Consider the following 26,335-nt stretch of genomic DNA (forward strand, 5'->3'; position numbering starts at 1 on the left):
GTCAGCCAGGAAGCGGAGCCGGCAGTGGCCACACCTCGTCAATTCAGCAAGAAGACCAGCACCAGCAACATGTTCCGGACCAAGTCCGCAGATGCCAGTGTGCACAAGCCCTACCAGGTCGATTTCGTCTTGCTCGAACACTTTTCGATGGCCAGTTTCACCGTGGCCATGGACGTACTGGTCACGGCCAACCTGCTGCGCGCCGACAGCTTCGGCTTCACCCCGTTGTCGCTGGATGGCGAACGCGTGCAAAGCGACCTGGGCCTTGAGCTGATCGCCACCGATCTGGATCCGGCAACCCTCAAGCAGGCTGATCTGTTGATCATCTGCGGCGGTTTGCGTACTCCACTCAAGTACCCGGCGCTGGATCGGCTACTGCAGGATTGCAACCATCATGGCCTGGCCTTGGGCGGGCTGTGGAACGGTGCGTGGTTTCTCGGGCGGGCCGGAGTTTTGAGTGACTATGGCTGCAGCGTTCACCCCGAACAGCGTGCCAGCCTGGCCGAGCGCAGCCCGCAAACGCGGATCACCCCGGCAAGCTTTACCCTTGACCGTGATCGGCTGACAGCAGCCAGCCCCAATGGCGCGATGGAATTGATGCTTGGGCTGGTACGGCGCTTGTACGGTGACGCCCTGGCCGAAGGCGTCGAGGAGATTCTATCGTTCTCCGGGGCGCGCTACCGCCAGGTCGGACCTGGCGCGAAAAAATCCATGAGCCTGCACCTGCGCACCATTGTCGAACTGATGGAAAACAACCTCGAAGAGACCCTCAGCCTGGACCAGCTGGCCGCTTACAGTGACCGCTCGCGGCGCCAGATCGACCGCCTGTTCCAGGCGCAACTGGGCACCTCGCCGCGGCGCTACTACATGGAGCTGCGCATCACCAAGAGCCGCCGCCTGCTGCAGTACTCGGACCTGTCGGTGATGGAAGTCGCCGTCGCCTGCGGGTTTGTCTCGGTGTCGCACTTCAGCAAGTGCTATGCAGCCTACTTTGGCTATCCGCCGTCGCGCGAGCAACGCCTGGGCGAATAGCCCGTTCAGGCACGGATATAGCGCAGCACGACGTCGCCGATCATCTGTTTGTGGCGCTGCTTGACCTGGTCATCGGTCATGTCGATCTGGAAGATCTCGCTGAAGGTGTGCCGGTTGGAGACCCGGTAGAAGCAGAACGAGCTCATCAGCATATGCAGGTCGATGACTTCGATACCCTCGCGGAACACGCCCTCGGCAACGCCGCGCTCGAGCGTGTGACCCAGTGTCTCCAGCACCACGCTGCTCATCTCGCGGATGACCGGTGATTGCTTGACGTATTCGCCATAGTGGATGTTTTCAGTCGAGACGATTCGTACGAAGTCGACGTTGTGGTCGTGGTGGTCGAAGGTGAACTCCACCAGCCGGCGGATAGCCTGCTCTGGCGGCAAGGTCTCCAGATCGAGGCTGCGCTCGGTCTTGCGAATGTCGCCATAGAGCTTGACCAGGCACTCGACGTAGAGCTGCTCCTTGCTGCCGAAGTAGTAATAGATCATGCGCTTGGAGGTGGCAGTACGCTCGGCGATGGCGTCGACGCGGGCGCCGGCCAGGCCTTGCTGAACGAACTCGCCAATGGCGGCCTGGAGGATGTCCTCGCGGGTCTTCTCCGGGTTGTTCTTGCGCGATTTGCGCGCCCCTTCCAGGGCGGGCTCGCCGAGGCTGACTACGGAATCACTCATACCCACTCACAGGCTAATTATTGGAATTGGAGGGATTATCCGTGACTGCTGCGACGCAGGGAAGCACGCAGATGGTCGCATTGGTCAGGTTTTGTGCCAGGTGCGCCGGCCACTGGGCCGGCGCTTGCCTTACAACACAGGTTTGCGTGCTGCCCCGCTGCGGGCCTTGGCCATGGCCGCCAGGCGGACCGCGACGTTGGCTGCGCCGTAACCGGCATAACCACCCTTGCGCTGGATGATTTCGAAGAAGAAACGCTCTTCGAACGGCTCGGTATACACGTGGAACAGCTCGCCGCCTTGGGCGTCACGGTCGTACAGCACGTTGTAGTAGGCCAGCTCACTGAGGAACTCGTCGTCGAAATCAAACCGCGCAGCGAGGTCGTCGTAGTAGTTCAGGGGGATTTCCAGCAGCGGCACACCGGCGTTTTTTGCCCGCGCCACTTCACTGAAGATGTCGGCACAGTCAAAGGCGATGTGGTGGACGCCCGAGCCACGATAGCTGGACAACGCGTGGGCAATCGCAGTGTTGCGGTTCTCCGAGATATTCAGCGGCAAGCGCAGGGTGCCACACTGGCTGCGCAAGGCACGGCTCTTGACCAGGCCGTAGGGGTCGGGCAAGACCACCTCGTCGTCGGCCTCGAAGTCGAACAGGCTCTTGTAGAACAGCACCCAACTGTCCAGCGATTCGGCCGGCAGGGCCAGGGCCATGTGGTCGATACGTTGCAGGCCACCACTGGCGCCGCTGGCGGCATCCAGACGGAAATCGCTGTCGTAGATGGTATGCCCGGCACCGGCCTGCTCGACCAGGTAGATCAGGCTGCCATCCGGCGCACGCACGGCCGGGATCTCGCGCTCGTTGGGCCCGACCAGGCCACGGAATGGCTGGCCACGGTAGGCGGTGGCACGCTGCAAGGCAGCCTGGCCGTCCTTGACCCGCAGTGCGGTGGCGCACAACGAAGGGCCATGGGCTTCGAAGAAGTTATGCGCGAATGAATAGGGCTCAGCGTTGAGCACGATGTTGATATCGCCTTGGCGCAGCAGCCGGACACCCTTGCTGCGGTGTGCACCCGCCTCGACAAAGCCCAGGCGCTTGAGCCAACCACTCAGACGTGCCCCTACCGCTTCATCGACGGCAAACTCAAGGAACTCGACACCGTCGTAGGTACTGGCTGGCGCCGGGTCAAACAGTACCTCAGGCTCGATCGGCTGGGCCTCACGCTGCAATTGCAGGCGGGTTTTTTCTTCCAGGTACAACAGCGAACGCAGGCCATCGGCAGCGTTCTGCCGGGTAGGTGCAGCGCGGAAGCCATCGTTGAAGATCTCCAGCGACAACGGTCCGCGGTAACCGGTCTGCAGAATCGGCGCGAGGAAACCGGCCAGGTCCATTTCGCCTTGCCCCGGGAAGCAGCGGAAGTGCCGGCTCCACTCCAGCACGTCCATGGCCAGGATCGGCGCATCAGCCATTTGCACGAAGAAGATCTTGTCGCCCGGAATCTGCCGGATTGCACTCGGGTCGCCCTTGAGCGACAGGGTGTGGAAGCTGTCGAGGATCACCCCCAGCGCCGGGTGGTCGGCCTGGCGTACCAGGTTCCAGACCTGCTGGTAGGTATTGACGTGACGGCCCCAGGCCAAGGCTTCGTAGCCAATACGCAGGCCGCGGGCACCAGCATGTTCGGCCAGCAGGCGCAGGTCGTCGACCAGGATCTGCTCATCGCTCAGCGCGTCCGCCTGCACGTTGCTGCACACCAGCACCAAATCCGTGCCCAGCTCCTGCATCAGGTCGAACTTGCGCTCGGCGCGGTCGAGGTTTTTCTGCAGACGGTCGCGGCGGCAGCCTTCGAAGTCGCGAAAGGGCTGGAACAGGGTGATGGCGATGCCCAGATCGGCGCACATCTGGCGGATCTCGCGCGGGCTGCCGGCGTAGTAGAGCAGGTCATTTTCGAAAATCTCGACGCCGTCAAAGCCGGCTGCGGCGATGGCTTCGAGTTTTTCTGGCAGAGTGCCGCTCAAGGACACGGTGGCAATCGAACGCTGCATGCTGGAGTTCCTTGTTATTTGAGAAGCGTCAGCCAAAAAACCCTTGCAGGTGCTTGGCAGAATCGATTATTCGCGGGTAAAGTCCCGCCATCAATGACTTTTGTACGAAACAGTTAGTTTTTGTTCGATTACCGAACAAAAGCGAATTTGGCGAATTGATTCGGTGCTCGAGCCTGGGCAACCATGAATCCAGTTACAGACCATTCGAACTCCTCACTGCCCTGCGAACGTTCAGCGGACCCTGTACCGACAAGCCCAGCGTCACGACATAATAAGTTCAATAACAAGAACAACGGAGACAACAATGGCTCACTCCAGCTCTCAAGCCAAGAAAGCGACCGCCAGTGGGTGGATAGGCTCGGCCCTCGAGTACTACGACTTTTTCATCTACGCCCAAGCCGCAGCACTGATCTTCCCGCAGATCTTCTTCCCGTCGATGGACCCGAAAATGGCCATCATCGCCTCGCTGGCGACTTACGGTGTCGGTTACCTGGCCCGTCCGGTGGGTGCCGTTGTGCTCGGTCACTGGGGTGATACCCGCGGCCGCAAAAACGTTCTGCTGCTGTGCATGTTCCTCATGGGTATCTCGACCATGGCCGTTGGCCTGCTGCCGACCTACCATGACATTGGCATCATTGCCCCGATCATTCTTGTGCTGCTGCGCCTGGTTCAGGGCTTTGCGGTCGCCGGTGAGATCTCCGGTGCCAGCTCTATGATCATGGAGCATGCGCCGTTCGGACGCCGAGGTTACTTCGCCAGCTTCACCCTGCAAGGGGTTCAGGCAGGTCAGGTACTGGCTGCGGCGGTGTTCCTGCCACTGGCCTACTTCATGCCAAGCGAAGCCTTCAACGAGTGGGGCTGGCGCATTCCGTTCCTGCTCAGCGCATTCGTCCTGGTTGCCGGCTTCATCATCCGTAAGGAAGTCCACGAGACCCCGGCCTTCGTCAAGGAAGAGAAGCAGGACAAGATCGCCCGCTCGCCAGTCAAGGAAGCGTTCAAGTACAGCTGGAAGCACATGGTCCTGGTCATGTTCATGGCCCTGATGAACGTGATTCCAGTCGTTGCCACCGTGTTCGGTGCAGCCTATGCGGTGCAGCCGGCTTACGGCATCGGCTTCGACAAGAGCGTGTACCTGTGGATCCCGGTAGTCGGCAACATCGTCGCAGTGCTGGTGATCCCGTTCGTTGGCAACCTGTCTGACAAGATCGGCCGTCGTCCAACCATGATTGCCGGCTGCATGGGCTCGGGCCTGCTGGCCTTCGCTTACCTGTATGCGATCAGCATCGAGAACGTGCCGCTGGCCTTCTGCGCATCGATCCTGATGTGGGGTATGGTCTACCAAGGTTACAACGCGGTATTCCCAAGCTTCTTCCCGGAGCTGTTCAATACTCGCTACCGCGTCTCGGCCATGGCTATCGCGCAGAACATCGGCACCATGTTCACTGCCATGCTGCCAGCGGTATTCGCCGCCATCGCGCCGCCAGGCTCGGAAAACATCTGGCTGGTGGTAGGTGGCTCGGCGTTCTTCATCACCTGCATCTGCGCCCTGGCTGCCTACGTGGCTCCCGAGACGCACCGTCTGGCGATGGAAGACCTCGGCAACCCGAATGCCAAACCGATGGACAAAGATACCTACGAAGCCACCCGCAAAGGCAGCCTCAACACTGCTGCAACTCAGTAAAAACTGCCTGGGGCTGCGTGCAGCCCCAGCTGTTTCAAGCGCTGACCACCGCCTGCAAGTTGGCCCACAAGCGTTCGACATGCTCACGCTCGGTGGGCAGCGCCCCTACCGATACCCGCACCATCCACTGCCCTTCCAGCGTTGCCGGCGTGACGTACGCCAACCCCGAACCATTGAGTCGATCAGCCCAGGCCCGGGTATGCGTATCCAGCGCCGCACCTTCCAGCCCGTCCGGGCAGTGACGAATACACAACGTCTGCAACTGCACCGGCGCCAACACCTGCCAATCTTCTGCGGCCTCCACCTGAGCGGCCAGCCAGCGAGCGTTGTCCAGATCGCGGCGCAAGCGCTGCTGCAAGGCCTCCACCCCTTCGCTGCGCAGCATCAACCATAGCTTCAACGCACGGAAGCGCCGCCCCAGCGGAATGCCCCAGTCACGCAGGTTCTTCACCTCGCCGTCGACCGCCGACTGCAAGTAACTCGGGTTGGTGCTCATCACCCGAATCAGGTGCTGCGGGTCGCGCACGTAGTAAATCGAGCAATCGAAGGCCACCCCAAGCCACTTGTGCGCGTTGACCACGACCGAGTCGGCCAGCTCGATACCGTCCCACATCCAGCGACACTCAGGCAGGATCATCGCCGAGCCAGCCATGGCTGAGTCGACATGTAGCCATAGTTGGTGCGCCTGGCTGATAGCACCGATCGCTGCCAGCGGGTCCAGCGCAGTGGTGGTCGTGGTACCGGTGGTGGCGACTACCGCGCACGGTTGATTACCCGCCGCCAGGTCAGCCTCGATGGCCGCCTGCAACGCCGCTGGCTGCATGGCGAATTGCTCGTCGGTGGCGATCAGGCGGATGTTTTCGCGACCGAACCCTGCCAGCAAAGCCGCTTTGTCCACCGAGCTGTGGGCGTGGGCGCTGGCATATACGATCAGCGGCTTGGGCTGGCCCTGTAAACCACCACGGGTCAGGGCAAAGTCACTGGCGCGCTCGCGGGCGCAGATCAACGCCACCAGGGTGCTGGTCGATGCAGTGTCCTGGATCACCCCGCTCCACTGCGTAGACAAACCCAGCAATTGTCGCAGCCAGTCGAGGGTGGTTTCTTCCAGCTCGCTCAGGGCCGGACTGGATTGCCAGGACAAGCCGAGCACGCCCAGGCCGGTACTGAGAAAGTCGCCCAAGACTGACGACAGGGTGCCGTTGGAGGGGAAGTAGCCATAGAAGTCTGGATGCTGCCAGTGCGACAGGCCGGGCATGACCAGCTTGTTGAAATCGTCGAGGATGGCTTCGAAGGGCTCGCCTTGATCCGGCGCAGCTACGGGCAAGGTGGCTTTCAAATAGCCGGGCTCGACCTGCGCCATGACCGGGCGCTCGGCGATGGTCTGGCGATAGTCGGCAATCAGGTCGATCAGTTGGTGGCCGTGTTGGCGAAATTGTTCGGGGGTCACGCGCGGGCTCCTTGCGGGCTGAGAATGGGCTGCTGTTGCTGCAGTCCAGTCTAGGCGCAGGGCCGTCGCGCAATAACCCCGCCTGGTGCATAGGTACTATGGCGAAGGCGCATGCCCGCCGTGCACGCCGAACTGCGACTGACGCCACACTTCGTAGACTCGGTTGCGCAGCCAGCGGTGCTCGGCCGACGCCTGCAAGCGCTGATGCCAGACCACCCAGTAGCGCTGGCTGTGCTCGACAAAGGCTAACGGCCGCCAGGCCAGGCCGTGCAACCGGGCCAGCTGCCGAGCAATGTGCTCGGGCACCGTCACCAGCGCCTGGCTGTTGCCAACCACCTGTACGGTAGCCGAAAAAAACGGCACCTCCAGGCTGATCCGGCGCTGCAGCCCCTGCGCCCGCAGGTGGCGATCAATGAAGCTGTCCTTGTCACCGCCGCCACTGATACGCACATGCTTGAAGGCCAGATAATCATCCTGACTCAAAAGCTCACGGGCGGTCAGTGGGTGATCAGCGCGCATCAGGCATACGGCGCGGTCTTCGCCGAGCAGGCGGCCATGAAGGTTGGCCGGCGACTCGTCGAACAGCGTCGTGGCCAGGTCGATCTCACCGCTGGCGAGCTGCGCATACTGCCCTGCCTGCCAGGTACGAAAATCCAGCGACACCCCTGGTGCCTCAACTTCAAGCGCCGCCACCAGCAACGGCAACATATGCTCGGCAACGTAATCCGACGCGGCCAGACAAAAGCGCCGCTCGCACCTCGCTGGGTCGAACACAGCCGGCTCGCGCAGCGCCTGCAAGGCTTCGAGCACCTGGCGCAGCGGCTCGACCAGCGCCTCGGCATGCTCGCTGAGCACGTAACCACGGCCCTGACGGACCAGCAATGGATCAGCGAACGCCTCGCGCAAGCTGGCCAACTGCCGGCTCAAAGCCGACTGGCTGACGCCCAGGCGCGCACCGGCATGGCTGAGGTTTTTCAGCTCAAGCAGACAATCGAGGGTCCGAAGATGGGAGAGACTGAGCGAGGCGAAGACAGGATGCATGACGTACCACACAAAAGCAGCGTTGCGCCGCGAAAGGGCCGCAGTGCGGCCCCCGTGCACTGATCAGTCAGTCAGGCCGACGTAGACGTTCTGCACGTCGTCGTTGTCGTTGATCGCTTCGAGGAACGCTTCAACTTCGGCCAGAGCCTCGGCACTCAGGCTGGCAGCACTTACCGGGTTTTTCGGGGTGTAGCCGATTTTTGCCGAAATCACGGTAAAGCCCTGCGCTGGCAACGCCTTCTGTACAGCGTCGACGTCGGTCGTGTCGGTGATGAACAGGGTCGCGCCCTCCTCTTCACCTTCTTCGAAGTCCTGCGCGCCGGCTTCGATGGCAGCCATTTCCGGATCGGCGTCAGCGTTGTCCGGGGTGGCTTCGATCAGGCCAACATGGTTGAAGTCCCAGGCTACCGAACCGCTGGCGCCCAACTGGCCCTTACGGAACAGCACGCGGATCTGGGCGACGGTGCGGTTGACGTTGTCGGTCAGGCACTCGACGATCAGCGGCACCTGATGCGGCGCGAAGCCTTCGTAGCTGACGGCGGTGTACTGCACCGCGTCGCCATCCAGGCCTGCGCCTTTGCGGATCGCCCGCTCGAGGGTCTCGCGGGTCATCGAGGCCTTTTTGGCCTGTTCTATCGCCAGACGCAGACGCGAGTTGGAGTCAGGGTCGGCGCCGGATTTGGCAGCGATCTGAATTTCCTTGGCCAGCTTGCCCATGATCTTGCCTTTGGCATTGGCTGCGGTTTCTCTGTGCTTGGCTTTCCACTGTGCGCCCATGTCGACTCTCTACGTTTCAGCGGGCCGGTTCAGGAAGCGACCGGCCAAAGTGGCAGCAGTTTATACGGCCCTCGGCAAAAAATCTCGCGCCTGCAGCGCCAGCCGGCACTGAGGCTTGATCAATATCAGCCTTTGTCGGCTTTGCCGGCGGCTGCGGCATACCTGGCCAGGCGCACGTCCAGCCGCCGTGGCCGCATGCCGCGGTCCTCTGCCCGCTCCTTGCGGCGGATCGCATCGCGCACCAGCAGCGAGCCCAGATAACGGATCGGCTCCGGCGGAAACTGCCCCAGTGGGCCTTTGACCAGCCCTGATCGGGTCCAGGGGTTGTCCAGCCCCAAGGCCAGTGACGAGAGAATCTGCCCGCCCATATGACACGGGCCGACGCCACTGCCTGAATAGCCGAAGCCGTAGAAGACATTGCCCTGCCCGTCCAAGCGCCCGAAGAACGGCAAGCCGGTTACCGAACGGTCCGACGGCCCGTTCCAGCTCGCCGCAATCGGCACCTCGGCCAGCGCCGGGAAGAAGTCGTCGAGCGTCTGGCGCAGCAGCGGCTGGTACGGCGAAGGCTGGTCAAACACCGGCAGCATGCGCCCGCCGTAGGCAAAGGTATTGCCGCCCTTGCCGAGCATCAGCCGGCCGTCGCTGGTGTTGTGGTAGTAATGCACGAAGATGCGCGAGTCGAGCACGCTGATGCCGCTGTCCAGGCCGATCTCATCGAGCAGCTCAGGGCACGGCTCGGTGATCACCATATCGCTGGAGACGATTGCCACGCTGCGCTCGAACTGCGGGAACGCCCGCGCCATCCAGGCATTGAGGCCCAGCACCACTCGATCAGCACGGACCGTTGCATGAGCAGTGCGCACCTGTACCGGTGCGCCATGCTCAAGGCTGGTCATGGCCGTGCCTTCGTATATGCGCACCCCGCGCTGCAACGCAACGCGGCGCAAACCACGCACCAGCCGGCCCGGCTGCACTGTCGCGGCGGCCGGAGAGAACCAGCCTTCAAGATGGCGCGCAGAGCCCGCCCGCTGCTGCACCTGCTCAAGCGCCAGTCGCTCGAAAGAATTGATGCCCTGACGCGCCAAGGCGGCAATCACCGCATCGGTGCCGCCCAGTTGCGCGGCGTTGCTGGCGGTGTACAGGGTGCCATCCATGCGGTAGTCGCAATAGATGTCATTGGCTGCGCAATAGTCGCCGATGGCCGCAATACTGCGCTCCGATTCGCGCACCAGGCGCACCGCTTCGGCCGCGCCGAACAAGCGCTCGAGGGTGAAGTACTTGGCCGACCAGGACAACGCACAACCGCCGTTGCGGCCACTGGCCCCGGCGCCGCAGATATCGGCTTCGATCAGCACCACCTCCAGCTGCGGCGCCTGCTCCTTGATCATCAATGCCGTCCACAAGCCGGTGTAACCACCACCGACGATGCACACATCACAACGGATGTCGGCGCTCAGCGGCGGGCACAGTGCGTCCTGCTCCTGATCCAGGGCTTGTTGCAGCCAGAAGGGTCTCATCGCTTGGGCTTTCCTTTAACTGCGCAGTGGCTTGATTGCCATGCTGGTATTGGGGGCAACGTCGACCACCTGTTCGGCGGCGACCGGGCGGCTGTTCCAGTGCGGCAGCAGCACCAGTGCGGAGAACAGCGCGCAGCCAGCAAATACGATGAATACCGTGACGCTGTCGAAGTAGCCCGGCAGCAAGCCGCCCAGCACCGCGCCCACCGAGCCGCAACCGTTGACGAAGCCTGCGGCGGTGGCACCGGCCTTGGCGCTGCCAAAGTCAATTGCAGCGGCGCCGCTGATCATTGAATCGGGGCCGTACAAGGTCAGGCCCATGACAAACAGCAGGCCCACCACCAGGGCAATGCTGCCGCTGTTCATCGCTGCCATGAACAACGCCAGGGTCACCGTCAACAGCAGCAGGCTGATCACGCAGGCGGGCATGCGCCGGGCGCCGAACAGCTTGTCCGACGCCAGCCCGATGATGATCGGCCCGAGCAGCCCGGCCAGCTCGAATGCGGTGGGAATGATTGCAGCACCCACCTTGCCCACCGACGGCATCTGTTCAAACACGATCACCGGGCCCCAGAGCAAGATGGCGTAGCGCGCTGGCTTCAACAGAAAGTAAGCCAGGCCCAGTGTCAGCACCGTGCGATTACGCAGGATCTCGCGCAGCGGTTGCCATACGCTGCACAGGTTTGGCCCTGGGGCCATGCTCTGCGGCTCTGGCTCGACCGCCGGCAGGCCAACATCTTCAGGCTTGTTGCGTTGCAGAAAGAAGAACAACACCGCCACCAGCGCCACCACCACCGCACTGGAGAAAAACGCCGCGTGCCAGGTGCCGATCAAGGTATACGCCCACCAACCGGCAAACGGTGATGCCACCAGCCCGCCGAAGGCGTAGCAGGAGCTCCATAGCCCCAGCACCCGGCCGCGCTGCGACGAAGGGAAGAAGCTGCCAAGGTTCTTGCACAACCCCGCCCAACCGGTCGACTGCGCCAGGCCCTGAATCAACATGCAGGTGGCAAAGATCGGGAAGGTTGCGTAGCTGCCCATCACCACCGCCGCCGCCGCTGAAATCAGCAACCCGCCGAGCACTACCACGCGCGGCCCGAAACGGTCGGCAAGCATGCCCCAGGTGAACTGGCCGACTGCGTAGGCAGCCAGATAGATGGCATCGAGGTTGGCCATTGCCGCCTTGTCGAGCATGAAGCTTGGGTCTTCGCCGATGCCCAGCTTGGCCACCGAGAAGGCCTTGCGGGTGAAATAGAAGCCAGCGTAGGCCAGCCAGGTAATGGCGAAAATCTGAATACGCCACCGTTTGATGGCAGCAAGGGTTTGGTTCATGGGAGTCTGACCTCTCGCTCAAGTGTGCCGGCAGAATGTGAAAAAACGCCTGTCTTGTTGTTGTGAGTCGCACTACATGACGGTGGCCATCGTCGGGTCAGATAACAGGGCCGGCTGACATGACCGCGCCGCTGCTATGGCCACCAGCGCGCTGCGTCTTGCTGCGCACTGGAGCTGTCGATCATAGAAACAGTTACTGACTGATAACAAAAATCGATTTATCGTATTTCACACATAAGCTCAGCTTGTAAGTGGAGGCGGTATGTCGGTGTCTCAGGCACAGCTCAAGGCGTTTCATGCGGTCGCTCAACACGGTAGCTTCACGCGCGCGGCGCAAAAGCTGTTTCTCACTCAGCCAGCCGTGTCCGACCAGGTGCGCAAGCTCGAAGAGCGCTTTGGCGTGCTGCTTTTTCATCGCAACAAACGCTCGGTGCAACTGACCGACCTCGGCGAGCGGCTGCTGGGCGTGACCCAGCGCCTGTTCGCCTGCGAAGCCGAAGCCGTCGAGTTGCTACAGGATTCGCGTGCATTGCACACCGGCAGCCTGGTGTTGGCGGTGGATGCGCCGGTGCATGTGTTGCCGCAGATTGCCCGCTTCTGCCAGCGTTACCCCGGCATTCAGGTCAAGATCGAGACTGGCAACACCGATGAATCACTGGCGCGCCTGTTCAGCTATCAGGCCGACCTCGCCCTGCTCGGCCGCGATGTCGATGACGAGCGCCTGTACTGCGTGCCAATGCGCCGCGACCCGATGGTGGCGTTCGTGTCGCACAACCACCCCTGGGCCAGCCGCGCCTCGATCAGCCTGGCTGACCTGGACGACACGCCGCTGGTGCTGCGTGAACCAGGCTCGGTGACGCGGCAGACGCTGGAAGAGGAAATGCACCGGGCAGGGCTGCGCATCCGCGCGGCAATTCAGGTCGAAGGCCGCGAAGCTGCGCGCGAGGCGGTGGTAGTGGGGATTGGCGTTGGCGTGGTGTCGGCTGCCGAGTTTGGCGCCGACGCTCGGGTATGTGCGCTGCCGATCGTCGACTGCCAGCGGCATTTGACTGAAACACTGGTCTGCCTCAGCGAGCAACGTACCCGCCGGGTGGTGGCGACCTTTTTGCAGCTGGTCCAGGAAGAGCTTTGAGCCCTCCCTGCCCTACCTGAGCTGGCGCTGGGTTCGCAGCTAGCGAGTAGCAAGCACAAACAAGCGCGGGAACGGCAGCAGCAGCTTGCCATCGCTGGACGCTGGGTAGTCATGCTCCATCGCCTGCAGATACAACTGCAGGAAGTCCGCCTGTTCTGCTTCGTTCAGACGATCCAGGTAAGGTCGCAGTGCCGAGCCTTTGAACCATTCAACCACCGCCTGCGCACCGCCGGCCAAGGGGTGATGGTAAGTCGTGCGCCAGACGTCGACGCGGCTGCACAGCGGGCTGAGCAAGTCGTAGTAGAACCCTGCGGTATGCCGCGGCGGCAGCGAGAAGTCAGCGAACTTGTCGGCCCATGGCCCGCGCTTGGCGATCTCGCGAATCTGTCGGTGGGCCGGTTCGTCGATGTTGTCCGGAGTCTGCACCGCAAGGCTGGCGCCTTCGCTGAGCTGGCGGACCAGGTGCGGATACAGCGTGGCGTGCTCGGGGAGCCATTGCAGCGAAGCGTTGGCGAGGATCAAGTCCTGTGGTTCGGCTGCTTGCCAGGTCGCGATGTCGGCAATCTTGCAGCTCACCCTCGGCACACTCAAACGCGGTCGTTTATTGGCCTTGTCGATCATGTCCGGATCACTGTCGAGCGCTGTCACCTGAGCGTCCGGGCAGCGTTGCAACAACACTTCGGTGGAGTTGCCCGGCCCACAGCCAAGGTCGGTAGCGTGACGCACTGGACGCGGCGGCACCGCCGCCAGCAGATCACGCACGGGGCGGCTGCGTTCGTCTTCAAACAGCGAATATTGGTTGGCAGACCAGGCCATGGGCGGCTCCTGTAGGCGGCTGAGCGCCTAGCATAAGCCATGTCGAGGGGTTCGCGGTGAGACCCGCACAAACAAACGCGGCCGGCCCCTTGCGGGAACCGGCCGACATCATACAGCGCGTTGCTTAGTGCAGTTTTTTTGCCGAACGGATCTGATGCACAATACCCATCGCCACCACCACACAGGCAGCAATACCGGTCGAAACCACCAGAATCTGGTAGTCAGGCATGAACGCCATGGTCACCAGCGCAGCAACGATAAACGCAATCACCAGGTAGGTCAGCCAAGGGAACAGCCACATCTGCAGGCGGATCTCCTTGCCTTCGGCAATCAATTTGCGGCGCATACGCAGTTGGGAGAAGGCGATCACCAGGTACACCAGCAAAGCGATCATGCCCGTGGTGTTCATCAAGGTGTCGAGCACGTCCTTGGGCCGCAGCGTCTCGCTGAAGTTGATCAGCGCGCACACCACTGCCACCGCGCACGAACCGACGATCGCGAACACCGGTACGCCAGTGCCGGCGCGGGTGATCTTGAAGAACGACGGCGCGTCGCCACGCTGAGCCAGCGAGAACAGCATGCGCGAGGCAGTGTAATGGCCCGAGATCAGGCAGCTGCTCACCGAGGTCAACACGACGAAGTTCATCAGCAGCTCGGCATATGGCACGCCCAGCAGTTCCAGCGTACGGCGATAAGCGCCATAGCCCGACTCACCCAGGTGCGGGTCATTCCACGGCACCAGGCAGACGATCAGGAAGATCGAGCCGACATAGAACAGGCACACCCGCCAGACCACCGAGTTGGTCGCCTTGACGATCTGCCCGGCCGGGTCTTTCGACTCGGAGGCAGCGATGGTCACGATCTCCGCACCGAGGAAGGCGAACATCACCCCAAGCAGCGCACCAATCACCGTGGTAAAGCCGTTCGGCATGAAGCCTTCGGCGGTCAGGTGAGTGATCCCGCGGACCTCACCGAACTGCCAGATATTCAACACCGCCGAGCCACACACGATCAGGAAGCAGACGATCGCAATCACCTTGATCAAGGCAAACCAGAACTCGAACTCGCCGTAGTGCTTGACGTTGAAGAAGTTGACCGTGATCAGCACCAGGGTCGTCGCCAGGACGAACACATTGGTGCTCACCCCCGGGAAGAAGCCGTGCAGGATCTTGCCCGCCACATACGCTTCCCAGGCCATCAGGATGACCCAGTACCACCAGTACAACCAGCCGATGGTGAAGCCGGCCCAACGGCCAATGGCACGGTCGGCGTAGGTCGAGAACGAGCCGGTGTCTGGCGAAGACGTCGCCATTTCACCGAGCATGCGCATGATCAGCACCACCAGGATGCCGCCAGCCAGATAAGCCAACACCGCAGCAGGGCCGGCGCTGTGAATGACACTGCCGGAGCCGACGAACAGTGCGCCGCCGATGACCCCGGCGATCGACATCATCGTCAGGTGGCGCGACTTGAGCGAAGCATTCAGCTTGCTCTCCGGCGCCCCTTTTTCGGATGCGGTAGTTGTAGATGTTGCGTCCATCAGTTGTGTCCCCGTGCTTCTTTTTATCTAAGGAATTGCGTGAAACCCCGATGGCAAGCGGTTTCACCTGTACATCGATACTGATGCGCGCAGGCGCTGTGCGAGGGCACGAGCAGGCCTTCCCTGGCGGCCTGTGGGTCGTGCGAGGCGGGCCTCGAACGAACTGAAACAAAAGGTGTCTGGCGATCTCAGACACCTAATGTAAAAATGTCGCGCTGATAGAGCCATGCACAGTGGCATGAAAGTCGCACTGCACTGTACAGGCCGCCCATGCAATACACCGCGCGACACCCGGCCGACGCCCCGCGTCTGCACACCTGAAGGCACACCCATGCTCGTACTACATCCAGACTCCGCCACCCCGCTGGTCAACCAGATCATCGACGGCTTGCGCGAGTTGATCGACAGCCAGGCGCTCAAACCCGGTGCCAAGGTCCCGTCGATCCGCGCCTTTGCCGCCACCTACTCGGTGAGCACCTTCACCGTGGTCGAAGCGTACGACCGTCTGGTTGCGCAAGGGCTGCTGGTCAGCCGCGGCAACACCGGCTTTTTCGTCAATCGCGCGGCCAGCGAGCAACTCGACAGACCGGCCCACGGCGCCGACAACAACCGGCCGTCGTTCAACGCCGAGTGGTACCTGCAGCAGATTTTCGAAACCCGTCAGTTGCCGTTCAAACCCGGCTGCGGCTGGCTGCCCAACGACTGGATGTACGAAGATGGCCTGCGCCGGGGCATGCGTCAGGTCGCCGGTAGCCCGTTGGAGCTGTCCGGCTATGGCGAGCCAATGGGCCTGCCGGAGCTGCGCACGCTGACCGCGCAGAACCTGCAGCAAGAGCTGTCGATCGTGGTCAACCCGGCGCAGCTGATGCTCACCCACGGCGCCAGCCAGGCGCTGGACCTGGCGGTACGCACGTTGGTGCGCCCCGGTGATGTGGTGCTGGTCGACGACCCAGGCTACCCCAACCTGATGAGCATCCTGCGTTTTCAGGGTGCTACCCTGATCGGCGTGCCGCGCACCCCGGCCGGCTACGACCTCGATCGCCTGGAGCAACTGCTCAGCGAACACCGCCCAAGTGTCTTCTTCACCCAGCCGCACCTGCACAGCCCGACCTGCTCGCGTACGCCGTTGCCGCAACTGCACCGCTTGCTGCAACTGGCCAGCCAGCACGGCTTGCGGCTGGTGGAAAACAACCTGTACGCCGATATGATCGCGGAGCCGCAGCCGTGCCTGGCCAGCCTCGATCACCTGCAGCAAGTCGTATACGTCGGCAGCTATTCAAAAAGCATTTCACCGAACGTGCGGGTTGGTTACCTGTTCGCCAACCCGGAACTGATGCAGCAGTTGCTGCGCCTGAAAATGCGCTCTGGGCTGACCACCTCCCAAGTGATGGAGCGGGTGGTCTACGCGGCGATCATCGATGGCCGCTGGCGCAAGCACCTCAAACGCCTGCGCCAGCGCCTGGCCGAAGCACACCAGGAAGTGGGCCGGCATTTGCACCGGCTGGGCTTCGAGCTGTTCACCGAATCGGACGAAGGCATGTACGTGTGGGCGCGCCACCGGGCCATCCCGGACAGCGCGGCCCTGCTGGATGACGCGCTGGAGCAAGGCATCATGCTCGGCCCCGGACAGTTGTTCATGGTCGACGCCCAGGCGACTGGGTGGATGCGCTTCAACGTCGCGTTCAGCACCGACCCGGCGATGTGGGAGCTGTTGGAGAAGATCCTGGTCAAGCAGGTGCGCCGCTCGACTATCTAGTGCCAGCGACTGCAGGTGACGATACCCGCTGTGACAATCTGCCCACAGCGGGCAGTCACAAATGATAATGACTCGTAGTAATATTGCGTCCTGCCTCCCACATCACGCGCGATAGCCAATGCCAGCAGAACAACCCACGCCCGCGCCGCGAGTGCTGGTGGTCGATGACCACCGCAAGATCCGCGACCCGCTGGCGACCTACCTGCGCCGCCATGGTTTCGAGGTGCGCACCGCCGCCGACGCGGCCGGACTCTGGCAATTGCTCAAGCAGCAGGCGTTCGACGTGGCCGTACTCGATGTCATGCTGCCCGACGGCGATGGCTTCGAGCTGTGCCAGCAACTGCACCGGCGCTGCAACCTGCCGGTGATCCTGCTGACCGCCCGCGACACCACTGCAGACCGCATTCGCGGCCTCGACCTGGGCGCCGATGACTATCTGACCAAGCCGTTCGAGCCGCGTGAGCTGGTCGCGCGCCTGAACAGCGTGCTGCGCCGGCATCAGGCAACCCAGGCGCGACTCCACGCGGCGCCTGCTGCTACGCCCGCAGTTCGCCGCTATCGCTTCGCCGGCTGGCACTTCTGCGCCAGCAGCGCCTCGCTCAGCCGCGAAGGTGCCGAGTCAGTTCAGTTGAGCACCGCCGAGGGCAAACTGCTGCAGGTGTTTCTGGCCCACCCGCATCGCAGCCTGACCCGGCAACGGCTGGTCGACCTGACGGCAGCGCACGACAGCGACATCAGCGAACGCGCCATCGACCGCCAGGTCAGCCGCCTGCGGCGCAAGCTCAGCCATGACGGGCAAACCGCCGAGCTGCTGCGCACCCTGTGGGGCAGCGGCTACCTGCTGGCCGCCGATGTCGAGCTTGAATAGCCTGCGCCGGCTGTGGCCGCAGCGCTTGCTGCACCAGTTACTGCTGCTGCTGTGCCTGGCACTGCTGGCCTCGCACTTGATCGGCATCGTTCTGCTGCACCGCCACGGCAGCCTGCTTCATCCGCTGTCCCGGGCAGCCAGCCTGGAGCGCCTGGCAACTGCGTTCAACCTGGCGCGCGACCTGCCCACAGCGCAGGCCGACAGGATGCTGGCCAAGATGGCCAACCCGGAAACCCGCTTCTGGATCGCGGCAACCCCCGAGGTCAGTGCTTTCGCCGCTCGCTCTGAAGAACAGCGGCTTAGCCGCGACCTGCGCCAGCGCCTGCAGCTATCGCCGGAACACTCGCTGATCGTGCAACTGGAGCGGGTCAACGGCACCGACGCCCGCGCTTATCCGTTCAGTCCTGGCGGTTGGGCGCCACTACGCTTGCGCAGCAGCCTGGCGCTGGGCAACGGCCAGTATCTGAATGCCGAGCAGCACCCCAGCGGTGCTTATCAGTGGGGCACTGTACTGGCTTACAGTTTGCCAATGACCACCATGCCGGTCTTGCTGGTGATGATGTTCAGCTTTGCTCGCGTGCTGCGCCCGATCAAGGCCCTGGCCAAAGCCACCGAGCGGGTCAGCCGTGGTGAGTGGATTGCGCCGCTGCCGTTAACCGGCCCGCACGAAGCACGCGAGCTGACCCATGCATTCAACACGATGCAGGCCAACCTGGCCCGGCATGTCGAAGGCCGCACCCGCTTGTTGGCAGCGATCAGCCATGACCTCAACACGCCGCTGACCGAATTGCGTTTGCAGGTTGAACTGCTTGACCCCGGCGCCACCCGCGACGACTTGCTGGAAAGCCTGGGCGAGCTGACGGCGATGGTCGGCGAAACCCTGGAGTTCGTGCGCGGCGATGCAGTGCAGGAGGCGACCTGTCAGTTGCGCCTGAACGACTTGCTTGACGAGCTGGACCGACGTTATCGCCTGCTTGGGCAACCGTTGACCTGGGATGTGCAGCAACAGGCCTGGCTCAGCTGCCGACCTTTGGCGCTCAAACGTGCCCTGACCAACCTGATCGACAACGCCTTGAAGCATGGCGGTGCGACCCACGTGACGCTCAGCCAGGCTGACGGCCAGGTGCGCCTGGAGATCACCGATCAAGGTCCGGGGCTGCCTGAGCAGTGGTTGGAAAAGGTCTTTGAACCCTTTGTCCAGCTCGGCCGCGGTGGTGCCGACGCCCGCAGCGGTGGCGGCCTCGGTCTGGGCTTGGCGATCGCCCGTGCCTGCATTCAGGCCCATGGCGGTGAACTGCTGTTGGAAAACCGCAAACCACGCGGGCTGTGCGCGCTGGTGCGGCTGCCGGTCGGCCAAGGCTGAAACGCGCAAACGCAAACCGGGCCGATGTACGGCCCCGTTTGCAACGGCTCTGATCAGAAGTTGTAGGTCGCGCCCATCCACAGCGTGCGGCCATAGTTCACCGTGCCGTAGGTCTCGTCGTCCAGACGCTTGTCGGTAATGTTGTTCAGCGAGGCATTCACAGTCAGCGCATGGGTCAGGTCATACGAGCCGCCGATGTCGGCAGTGGTGTAGCCCGGCGCCGATTCGGCAGTGATGGTGTTGCCTGTTTCTTCGCCGTAGTAGCTGAGCGCGGCCCAGGCTTGGGCACGGTCATTGACCTGCCATTCGCCGCGCAGGTTGGCTTTCTGTTTCGGCGTCAGGGCAAGCGGCGCACCGGCGTTGGCACCGGTCTTCTGCTCGGAGTCGGTGTAGGTGTAGTTGCCTTTGATCAGCAGGTCGGAGCGGATGTCCCATTGACCGGTCAGCTCGACGCCACGGATCACCGCCTTGTCGACATTGACCCGGTCCATGACGATGTAGCCGTTCCAGCGCCGGTCAGTGGTTACGGTCGAGAGCTTGTCCTGAAAGTCGTTGTAGAACAACGTCACGCCTGCCGACAGATCATTGCGGTTGGACCACAGCGCCGACACTTCGTAGTTGGTGCTGGTCTCGGGCTTGAGGTCAGGGTTGCCGAGCATGACGAACCGGTTGCGGCGCAGGTAGGCGTAGCCTTCAACCACGGCGCGCAGCTCAGGGGTCTTGAAGCCGCGGGCAACACCGCCTTTGAGCGTCCACTGATCCGTCGCGCGCCAGACCCCGTACACGCGTGGGCTGAAGTGGTTGCCGTATTCTTCGTGGTTGTCCATGCGCAGGCCGCCGGTCAAGGCGAAGGTGTCGGTGACCGACCATTCGTTTTCGGCAAACAGCGCTTTTTGCTGGACCGAGAACTCGTAATCAACCTTGTCACCCAAGCCCTGGTTCCAGTCGGTGACCTGGTTTTCCTGCCATTGCAGGCCAACCGTGCTGACGTTGTAGGTGGTCGGCACGACCAACTTGGCGTCGAGCACGCGGTTGCGGATTTCAGGCTTGCGCCCGTAGATGTCGGTCTGGTCTGGCGTGGCCTTGCCTTCGCGGCTGGTGGTTTCCTGATAGAGGGCGACGTCAGAGGTGGCCCAGCCCCAGCGCCCCTGGTGCGACAGCGACCAGTGATCACGGTTGTTGTCTTGCTCGCGGGTGGCCCAGTTGGCACTGACGCCATCACCGTTTTTCAGGCGCGTAACGCCGGCTTCGAGCAGGATATCGTGGTCGATAGTGGGCGTGAAGGCCAGGCGCGTGGTCAGGTCGCGGTGATCGGCCTTGCTGTGGCCGTTGGTCTGTTCCAGGTCAGCATCGGCCTGGCGGTCCAGGTAGCGGCCCCACACTTGCAGGCCAAGCAGGTCTTGCTTGAGCGGGCCGCTCAAGTAGAAAGTGGTTTGCCCGGCGTCGCCCTCTGCGCTGTGCTGACGCGCCGAATAGTCGTAACCGATCGAGCCGCCCCACTCGGGCGAGACCTTGCGGGTAATGACGTTGATCACCCCCCCGATAGCGTCCGAGCCATACAGCGACGACATCGGCCCGCGCACCACCTCAATCCGCTCGATGGCGGCTGCCGGCGGGACAAAGCTCTGCTCGTAACCGGCGTTGCCGTTGACCCGTGATTCACGGGCGCTCTGGCGTTTGCCATCGACCAGAATCAAGGTGTAGTCGCCCGGCATGCCGCGCATCGAGATGTCGCTTTCGTTGGCGCCGCCGTTGACGGTGACCCCCTCGACATCACGCACTGCGTCACCGAGGTCGCGGTACGACTTGCGACGCAGGTCTTCGCCGTCGATCACGGTGATCGACGCGGGCGCGTCCTCAACCCGCTGCTCGAAGCCCGAGGCAGTCACAACCACATCTTCAAGGGTCAATGGGATGGGTTCTGGAGGGTTTGTCTGCGCGTGCGCGGCACCCGCCAGAAATACGGCCAACGTGGAGGAACGGCTGAAAATACGACGTGATGCGCGCATGCAAGTGACCTGTGAATTCCGCTGTAAAAGAGAATCCTAATCAGATGCATTGGCGCAAATGGGACAAAGTGTGACAGCCGCTGTCGACGACCGCGACGCCAAAGCCAGCGTCGAGGTACCACAGCTATGCCTGCAGGCACCTCAAGCACGCTGACCAGCCGATTATTCGGCAGCCTGCAATCCCATCTGCCAGAAGTCCGCCTCAAGCCGTGAGGCCTGGGCAAAGATCGCCGCCAGCTCGGTGAAACGTGACTCGGTCATGCTCCGCGCAGCCAGCTCGTCCAGGTGCTTGCGGGCAGACGCCGCCACGTCTTGATAGGCCTCACCGGCATACTCGCCGATCCATTCGCGGTACGGATGCTGGTTCAGATCACCGATTGCGCCGGCCAGGCGCTGGCCGATTTCGGCGTAGCCGATCACGCACGGTGCCAGCGCAACGTGCAGTTCAAGCAGGTCGCCGGCGGCTCCGCAGTCAAGCACATAGCGGGTATAGGCCACGGTCGCCTGATGCTCGGGGGCAGCTTGAATGTCGGCTTGCGACAAGCCCCAGCGGGCGCACAGGCGCAGGTGCAGTTCAGTCTCGTCAAGAATCGCCGCAAGCCCGGCCTGCGCGGCGCGGATGTCACTTGGCAGGCGACTCTTGTAGGCGGCCAGCGCCCAGGCGCGGGCGAACTGGATCAGGAACAGGTAGTCCTGCACCAGATACTCGCGAAACGCCGCCTGACTGAGGGTACCCGTCTGCATCTGCTGCAGGAAGTCATGCTCGACGTAGCTCGCCCATTGCGGCGCAGCGGCGGCCTTGAGCCGATCAAAAATATCCATGTCAGGCCTCGCCATCGTATACGGCATCGAAGAAGGCCAGTTCCAGCGCGACTGTGCGCAGGTAGAAGTCGCGGCTGAGCTCGGCCTCCTTTGGCCCGACGCGGTCAAGTTCAGCTTGCAGGAACGCGACAAAATCCTCGAAGAACGGGTTGTCATGCAAGGTGACCCACTCAGCGTGGACGAAATGCTCGGGCAGTGGCTGCGGCGCCTTCTGCGCCCAGTCCAGGTACACCCCCTCGGCCACATTCAGCACCGCCAGCGCTGCCGCATAGGAGCGGCTTGCCGCCGCCTCGGCCATGATCGCCTTGAAGCCTGCGGTGGGCGCACTGTCGGCAGGCTCGTCGCGCTGCGCCGGGCTTACATCGAGGGCCTCGAATGCACGCAGGAAATAGGTGTTTTCGTCACTCGAGATCATCCCGGCAAAACGGCCCAGACGCAGGCGCGCTTCAAAGGTATCGGCTGTGGCGATCGCCGCACCGAGCAAGGTCAGAAAGCTGTCGAGAAAGCGATGGTCCTGAACCAGGTAGCGGACCATAACCGGATCCGCCAGGGAACCATCACATAGCTGTCGCACGAAGCGGTGGCCAACGGCAGCCGACCAGGTCGGTTCGCTCTGCTCGCGCAAATAATGGGTAAAACGTTCGCTCATGCTGCTGTCCTCTGGGAGGTGGCAGCGAGGCCAGGCGGGTGGTGCATGGTGCGGCCTCGCAGTGAGGCCGGCGCAAAGGCAGGTCGGCGGTCCCATCCCTTCGCCGGCATGATCCGGATCAGGTGCTAAGGGTCACCGCGCTGCATCTCGCCAGCGGTTTCTCAGCCCGTCTCCGGGCTCCCCTTGGTAGCGCTCAGGTATACCGCAGACGCAGGCCAGTTGTCACGGCACGTTGGCTGCACGCCCAGCAAAAGGTATGCTAGGCGAACATAGCCAATTGCCACCACTAGAGCCGTGCAGTGATCGCGCGCCAAGGAACCCGCTTTGCCCAGCAACCCCACGCGCCAGACCATCGCCCGCCAGTGGCAGTTGCTCAAACTGCTGCCTGACCGCCACCCGGGCATGAGTTCCAATCAGTTGCAGCAGGCCCTGCACCAGGTCGGCCATGGCACCAGCAAGCGCACGGTCGAACGTGATCTGAACGAGCTGACCGAGCTGTTTCCGGTGCGCTGCAACAGCAAGGGCACCCCATATGGCTGGTACTGGCAGGCCGAGCTCAGCACCGAGCTGCTGCAGCCGCCGCAGCCCAGCGATCGTTGCATGGCGCAACCGATCACCTTGCGGGCCTGGGTGACGCCGGGGCTGGCGCGGCAGTTGGCGGCGCAGCCGCTGTCGGACGACATGTTGCTGGAGCCGCTTGCCGAAGGCGACGCCAGGTTGGTGGCCACGGTTGCCTATGACCAGGCCCTTTTGAGCTGGCTGCTGGCGCATGCCGGCTCGATCAAGGTGAGTGCCCCGGACAGCGTGCGTGAGGCTCTGCTCGAAAGGCTGCATCAAGCACTGCTGTTGCACGAAAGCGGCTAAGTCAGCGCTGCGATTACACGCGCAAGCATCCTGGATCTGCGATTAACGCCGCACAAATCATTGGCGCCACCGCTAAACTTCACCGGAAACGGCGGCGAGTTAAGTCAACTTGATAGACTGACTTGTCGTCGGGGTTGGGTTTCCAGCGCTGAACAACACGGCGCATCGTCTTAGGGCTGCTCAGCAGCCCTAAAACTCACAGCCACAGCGTTAACACCTGCCCAAACCTCCTTGCCATAGGCTACTGTTCCCCCTTGCGCGTCGTTCAAGCCAAGGAATCCCTATGCCGCATCGCCTGTTACTGCCGCTATTGCTGCTGTGCCCGCTCGCCTCTGCCGCCGATGCACCGCAAAAAGACGCCACCAGCTTCACCCGCCAAAGCAATCAACAATGGTTGCAGCGCCTCCCCTTCAACGACCGCGCCGATTTCGACGCCGCTCAGCGCGGCTTGATCGAGCGCTTCGATGGCCGCATCGACAATGCCGACAGCCAACCGGCGTGGGACCTGCAGCGCTACGCCTTCATCAACGGTGAAGCGCCTGCCACCGTCAACCCAAGCCTGTGGCGCCAAGCCCAACTGAACGCCATCGCTGGCCTGTTCCAGGTCACCGAGGGCATCTATCAGGTACGTGGTCTGGACCTCGCCAACATGACCCTGGTCGAAGGCGACAGCGGCCTGATCGTGATCGACCCACTGCACTCGGTAGAAACCGCCCGCGCTGCCATGGAGCTGTACTTCAAGCATCGCCCGCGCAAGCCTGTGCTGGCGGTGATCTACAGCAACCCGCAGGTGAGCAGCTATGGTGGCGTGCGCGGCGTCGTCGACCCCGCCGAGGTCAAGGCCGGCAGGGTTCAGGTGCTGGCACCGCGCGGTTTCTATGCGCAGGCCATCAGCGAGAACGTGCTGGTGGGCCCAGCGATGCAGCGCCGCGCCGAATACCTGTATGGCAACGCCCTGCCCCGCGGGCCTCGCGGCCAGGTCGATGCAGGCCTGGGCAAAGACATATCCAGCAACGCCACGATCAGCCTGATCGCCCCCACGCGGGAGATAAGCAAAGCGGTCGAGACCGTGCGCATCGATGGCATCGACATCGAATTCCAGCTCACCGCAGGCCAGGACGCGCCGGCACAGATGAACCTCTGGCTGCCGCGCTTCAAGGCGCTGGCCATGGGCGAGAACGTCGCCCACAGTCAACTGAGCCTGCTCGACCTGCGTGGCGCGCCGGTGCGCGATGCCAGAAGCTGGTCGCGCTACCTCGACCAGACCTTGGTGCGTTACGGTGAGCGGGCCGAGATCGTCCTCGGCCAGCATCACTGGCCAACCTGGAGCGGCGCGGCAGTGCGCGAGTACCTTGCCGACCAGCGTGACCTGTACGCCTATATCGATGGCCAGACGCTACGCCTGATCAATCAGGGCCTGACCCCGGACGCAATTGCCGCGCAACTCGCCACGCTGCCCCCGCGCCTGGCCAAGCGCTGGTACAGCCGCGATTACTACGGCTCGCTCAGCCTCAACGTGCGTGCGGTCTATCAACGCTACATGGGAAGCTACGACGGCAACCCCGCTACCCTCGACCCACTGCCACCGACCGACACCGGCCGGCGCTATGTCGAAGCCATGGGCGGCGCCAACCAGGTGCTGAGCCTTGCACGCAAGGCATTTGCTTCAGGTGATTACCGCTGGGTCGCCGAGCTGACTCGGCAATTGATCTACGCCCAGCCCGGTAACAGCGCAGCACGTCAACTGCAGGCCGATGCATTCGAGCAACTCGGCTACCAGAGCGAGAACGCTACCTGGCGCAATGCCTACCTGAGCGGCGCACAGGAGCTGCGCGACGGTGTTGCCGCAAGCCCAGCCCCCGGCAACGTCGATGACATGGTACGGGCCCTGGCAGCGCCACTGTTCTTCGATCTGCTCAGCGTGCGCCTCAATGCGCAAAAGGCAGCCGAGCAGGACCTGACCATCAACTGGCGCTTCACTGACCTGGGTGAAGATTATGCGCTGACCGTGCGCAACGGCGTGCTGACCCACCGCGACCGCACGCGCCACCGCCGTGCGGATGTCGAGGTGAGCATGAAAAAAGCCACACTCGATCGTATCGCCTTGAAGCAGACCGGCTTCGTCAAAGAGGTCACAGTGGGTGATATCAGCATCAGCGGCGAGCGGATCAAGTTCCTGCGCCTGATGTCCGGGCTGGAAGATCCGCAGGGGCGCTTCGAGCTGGTCGCGCCTTAAGCGCGGCGCTGGGCCGTAGCCTGCTGGCTGCGGCTCAGGCATGCATAACCAAGGCCCAATACACCGATTGCCAGTGCACCGAGCAAGGCCAGCAGCAGCTGGCTGTAGCTGGCAATGGTGGCTGGCAGGCCGACGAACTCGCGGTAAGCGAGAATCTGCGCCTCGCCGTCAGCGTGGCGAATGCTCAGGCCGCCCTGTCGGATCTGCGAGTAGTCCGAATCGAAGTACACCCATACCTTGCAGTCTTCGCGCCCGCCGATGGTGGCGATGTCGATCAGGTTGGTCGCCGCCTGTGGGATGATGTCGTTGCCGTCATCGTCGCGCACCTGCACCAGGCCCTTGGCCGGCAAGCGGATCTGAATGTTCTTCAGCGGGGCTTCGCGGGTGTTCTTCAGCTCTATCACCAAGCCGGTACGATGGTCGACCAGGCCTGCCTCGAACGGCTTGGCAAACAACGCCAGATACGGCGCCTGGGCCGCGTCCACCAGCTTGTCGACCTGCTGATTGCTCAACTGGCCCTGGCTGATATCGCTCATCTGCCCGTGCAAGCGCTCGTAGCGCAGCATGTCGTTGGCAGTACTGATGCGCTCGCTGAACTGGCTTGGGTAGGTCAGGTAGGAGTAGGTAAGCCGCGCTTCCAGGGCTGGGTCCTGCTTGAATGCCAGATACAGGCCGCCTGCACAGGCACCAGCGACCAGCAGGCCAACGAGGGCTTTACCGACTTTTTCCCAACTCACCT

General features: G+C 62.8%; 21 protein-coding genes and 1 riboswitch. Of the genes, 8 read left to right on the forward strand and 13 right to left on the reverse strand.

Annotated elements, in window-relative coordinates:
* Positions 1-24: 24 nt before the first annotated feature.
* Positions 25-1,032 carry a GlxA family transcriptional regulator gene (locus CXQ80_RS13620; RefSeq protein ID WP_101320326.1) on the forward strand — a complete coding sequence of 336 codons (1,008 nt, stop codon included), beginning with the start codon at positions 25-27 and terminating at the stop codon, positions 1,030-1,032.
* 5 nt (positions 1,033-1,037) lie between these two features.
* Here the strand turns inward: CXQ80_RS13620 and CXQ80_RS13625 are convergent, their stop codons facing one another.
* Positions 1,038-1,709 (reverse strand): TetR/AcrR family transcriptional regulator, encoded by a 672-nt coding sequence (locus tag CXQ80_RS13625; protein WP_101320329.1) that lies wholly within the window; start codon positions 1,707-1,709, stop codon positions 1,038-1,040.
* A gap of 129 nt (positions 1,710-1,838) precedes the next feature.
* Entirely contained in the window at positions 1,839-3,746 is a 1,908-nt protein-coding gene (gene quiC, locus CXQ80_RS13630) for a 3-dehydroshikimate dehydratase QuiC (RefSeq protein ID WP_101320331.1), read from the reverse strand.
* 304 nt (positions 3,747-4,050) lie between these two features.
* Here quiC and CXQ80_RS13635 point away from each other — a divergent pair, with 304 nt between their 5' ends.
* The gene (locus CXQ80_RS13635; RefSeq protein ID WP_101320333.1) at positions 4,051-5,427 is read left to right on the forward strand and encodes an MFS transporter; all 1,377 of its coding nucleotides are present in this window, start codon (positions 4,051-4,053) and stop codon (positions 5,425-5,427) included.
* A 34-nt stretch (positions 5,428-5,461) separates the two neighbouring features.
* Here the strand turns inward: CXQ80_RS13635 and CXQ80_RS13640 are convergent, their stop codons facing one another.
* From CXQ80_RS13640 to CXQ80_RS13660, 5 genes are all read right to left on the reverse strand, one after another.
* Positions 5,462-6,874, reverse strand: a complete 1,413-nt coding sequence (locus CXQ80_RS13640; RefSeq protein ID WP_101320336.1) for a DOPA decarboxylase — start codon at positions 6,872-6,874, stop codon at positions 5,462-5,464.
* A 96-nt stretch (positions 6,875-6,970) separates the two neighbouring features.
* Entirely contained in the window at positions 6,971-7,915 is a 945-nt protein-coding gene (locus CXQ80_RS13645; RefSeq protein ID WP_101320338.1) for a LysR family transcriptional regulator, read from the reverse strand.
* A gap of 63 nt (positions 7,916-7,978) precedes the next feature.
* On the reverse strand, positions 7,979-8,692 hold the full coding sequence (locus CXQ80_RS13650; RefSeq protein ID WP_101320340.1) for a YebC/PmpR family DNA-binding transcriptional regulator: 714 nt from the start codon (positions 8,690-8,692) through the stop codon (positions 7,979-7,981).
* Positions 8,693-8,817: 125 nt separating this feature from the next.
* Entirely contained in the window at positions 8,818-10,209 is a 1,392-nt protein-coding gene (locus tag CXQ80_RS13655) for an FAD-dependent oxidoreductase (protein ID WP_101320342.1), read from the reverse strand.
* Between the two features lie 15 nt (positions 10,210-10,224).
* Positions 10,225-11,541, reverse strand: a complete 1,317-nt coding sequence (locus CXQ80_RS13660) for an MFS transporter (RefSeq protein WP_101320344.1) — start codon at positions 11,539-11,541, stop codon at positions 10,225-10,227.
* Positions 11,542-11,803: 262 nt separating this feature from the next.
* On the opposite strand from CXQ80_RS13660, the gene CXQ80_RS13665 reads away from it, so the two are divergent.
* On the forward strand, positions 11,804-12,673 hold the full coding sequence (locus CXQ80_RS13665) for a LysR substrate-binding domain-containing protein (RefSeq protein ID WP_101320347.1): 870 nt from the start codon (positions 11,804-11,806) through the stop codon (positions 12,671-12,673).
* Positions 12,674-12,712: 39 nt separating this feature from the next.
* On the opposite strand, the gene tam is transcribed toward CXQ80_RS13665, so the two are convergent.
* Together tam and CXQ80_RS13675 are read right to left on the reverse strand one after the other, a co-directional pair.
* Positions 12,713-13,489, reverse strand: a complete 777-nt coding sequence (gene tam / locus CXQ80_RS13670) for a trans-aconitate 2-methyltransferase (protein ID WP_101320349.1) — start codon at positions 13,487-13,489, stop codon at positions 12,713-12,715.
* Positions 13,490-13,613: 124 nt separating this feature from the next.
* Positions 13,614-15,029, reverse strand: a complete 1,416-nt coding sequence (locus CXQ80_RS13675) for an amino acid permease (RefSeq protein WP_101320351.1) — start codon at positions 15,027-15,029, stop codon at positions 13,614-13,616.
* Positions 15,030-15,360: 331 nt separating this feature from the next.
* Between CXQ80_RS13675 and CXQ80_RS13680 the strand changes: the two genes are divergently transcribed.
* From CXQ80_RS13680 to CXQ80_RS13690, 3 genes are all read left to right on the forward strand, one after another.
* Complete coding sequence (locus CXQ80_RS13680) at positions 15,361-16,785, forward strand: PLP-dependent aminotransferase family protein (protein ID WP_101320353.1); 1,425 nt, start codon at positions 15,361-15,363, stop codon at positions 16,783-16,785.
* A gap of 118 nt (positions 16,786-16,903) precedes the next feature.
* Positions 16,904-17,653: a response regulator transcription factor gene (locus tag CXQ80_RS13685; protein ID WP_101320355.1), complete on the forward strand. Its 750-nt coding sequence runs from the start codon at positions 16,904-16,906 to the stop codon at positions 17,651-17,653.
* 25 nt (positions 17,654-17,678) lie between these two features.
* Positions 17,679-19,016 (forward strand): ATP-binding protein, encoded by a 1,338-nt coding sequence (locus tag CXQ80_RS13690; protein ID WP_101323048.1) that lies wholly within the window; start codon positions 17,679-17,681, stop codon positions 19,014-19,016.
* 53 nt (positions 19,017-19,069) lie between these two features.
* Here the strand turns inward: CXQ80_RS13690 and CXQ80_RS13695 are convergent, their stop codons facing one another.
* From CXQ80_RS13695 to CXQ80_RS13705, 3 genes are all read right to left on the reverse strand, one after another.
* The gene (locus CXQ80_RS13695) at positions 19,070-21,025 is read right to left on the reverse strand and encodes a TonB-dependent receptor domain-containing protein (protein ID WP_101320357.1); all 1,956 of its coding nucleotides are present in this window, start codon (positions 21,023-21,025) and stop codon (positions 19,070-19,072) included.
* 162 nt (positions 21,026-21,187) lie between these two features.
* Positions 21,188-21,847 carry a thiaminase II gene (gene tenA, locus CXQ80_RS13700; RefSeq protein WP_101320359.1) on the reverse strand — a complete coding sequence of 220 codons (660 nt, stop codon included), beginning with the start codon at positions 21,845-21,847 and terminating at the stop codon, positions 21,188-21,190.
* Position 21,848: 1 nt separating this feature from the next.
* Positions 21,849-22,496 (reverse strand): TenA family protein, encoded by a 648-nt coding sequence (locus CXQ80_RS13705; RefSeq protein ID WP_101320361.1) that lies wholly within the window; start codon positions 22,494-22,496, stop codon positions 21,849-21,851.
* A 78-nt stretch (positions 22,497-22,574) separates the two neighbouring features.
* A riboswitch (TPP riboswitch) is annotated at positions 22,575-22,690 on the reverse strand.
* Positions 22,691-22,820: 130 nt separating this feature from the next.
* Here CXQ80_RS13705 and CXQ80_RS13710 point away from each other — a divergent pair.
* Both CXQ80_RS13710 and CXQ80_RS13715 read left to right on the forward strand, forming a co-directional pair.
* Positions 22,821-23,360: a WYL domain-containing protein gene (locus CXQ80_RS13710; RefSeq protein WP_101320363.1), complete on the forward strand. Its 540-nt coding sequence runs from the start codon at positions 22,821-22,823 to the stop codon at positions 23,358-23,360.
* Positions 23,361-23,643: 283 nt separating this feature from the next.
* Positions 23,644-25,596, forward strand: coding sequence for an alkyl/aryl-sulfatase (locus CXQ80_RS13715; RefSeq protein ID WP_101320366.1), 1,953 nt, complete (start codon positions 23,644-23,646; stop codon positions 25,594-25,596).
* Here the strand turns inward: CXQ80_RS13715 and CXQ80_RS13720 are convergent.
* Positions 25,593-26,333 (reverse strand): hypothetical protein, encoded by a 741-nt coding sequence (locus tag CXQ80_RS13720; protein ID WP_101320368.1) that lies wholly within the window; start codon positions 26,331-26,333, stop codon positions 25,593-25,595. The genes CXQ80_RS13715 and CXQ80_RS13720 overlap by 4 nt on opposite strands.
* Between the last annotated feature and the right edge of the window lie 2 nt (positions 26,334-26,335).

This window comes from Pseudomonas sp. 02C 26, from assembly GCF_002843585.1.
Classification (GTDB): domain Bacteria; phylum Pseudomonadota; class Gammaproteobacteria; order Pseudomonadales; family Pseudomonadaceae; genus Aquipseudomonas; species Aquipseudomonas shirazensis.

What these genes read in the sequence shown, in the direction of transcription:
- CXQ80_RS13625 (WP_101320329.1), bottom strand. Translation starts at nt 1,709, where the DNA reads ATGAGTGATTCCGTAGTCAGCCTCGGCGAGCCCGCCCTGGAAGGGGCG.
- quiC (WP_101320331.1), bottom strand. Translation starts at nt 3,746, where the DNA reads ATGCAGCGTTCGATTGCCACCGTGTCCTTGAGCGGCACTCTGCCAGAA.
- CXQ80_RS13635 (WP_101320333.1), top strand. Translation starts at nt 4,051, where the DNA reads ATGGCTCACTCCAGCTCTCAAGCCAAGAAAGCGACCGCCAGTGGGTGG.
- CXQ80_RS13645 (WP_101320338.1), bottom strand. Translation starts at nt 7,915, where the DNA reads ATGCATCCTGTCTTCGCCTCGCTCAGTCTCTCCCATCTTCGGACCCTC.
- CXQ80_RS13650 (WP_101320340.1), bottom strand. Translation starts at nt 8,692, where the DNA reads ATGGGCGCACAGTGGAAAGCCAAGCACAGAGAAACCGCAGCCAATGCC.
- CXQ80_RS13655 (WP_101320342.1), bottom strand. Translation starts at nt 10,209, where the DNA reads ATGAGACCCTTCTGGCTGCAACAAGCCCTGGATCAGGAGCAGGACGCA.
- CXQ80_RS13660 (WP_101320344.1), bottom strand. Translation starts at nt 11,541, where the DNA reads ATGAACCAAACCCTTGCTGCCATCAAACGGTGGCGTATTCAGATTTTC.
- CXQ80_RS13665 (WP_101320347.1), top strand. Translation starts at nt 11,804, where the DNA reads ATGTCGGTGTCTCAGGCACAGCTCAAGGCGTTTCATGCGGTCGCTCAA.
- tam (WP_101320349.1), bottom strand. Translation starts at nt 13,489, where the DNA reads ATGGCCTGGTCTGCCAACCAATATTCGCTGTTTGAAGACGAACGCAGC.
- CXQ80_RS13675 (WP_101320351.1), bottom strand. Translation starts at nt 15,029, where the DNA reads ATGGACGCAACATCTACAACTACCGCATCCGAAAAAGGGGCGCCGGAG.
- CXQ80_RS13680 (WP_101320353.1), top strand. Translation starts at nt 15,361, where the DNA reads ATGCTCGTACTACATCCAGACTCCGCCACCCCGCTGGTCAACCAGATC.
- CXQ80_RS13685 (WP_101320355.1), top strand. Translation starts at nt 16,904, where the DNA reads ATGCCAGCAGAACAACCCACGCCCGCGCCGCGAGTGCTGGTGGTCGAT.
- CXQ80_RS13695 (WP_101320357.1), bottom strand. Translation starts at nt 21,025, where the DNA reads ATGCGCGCATCACGTCGTATTTTCAGCCGTTCCTCCACGTTGGCCGTA.
- tenA (WP_101320359.1), bottom strand. Translation starts at nt 21,847, where the DNA reads ATGGATATTTTTGATCGGCTCAAGGCCGCCGCTGCGCCGCAATGGGCG.
- CXQ80_RS13705 (WP_101320361.1), bottom strand. Translation starts at nt 22,496, where the DNA reads ATGAGCGAACGTTTTACCCATTATTTGCGCGAGCAGAGCGAACCGACC.
- CXQ80_RS13715 (WP_101320366.1), top strand. Translation starts at nt 23,644, where the DNA reads ATGCCGCATCGCCTGTTACTGCCGCTATTGCTGCTGTGCCCGCTCGCC.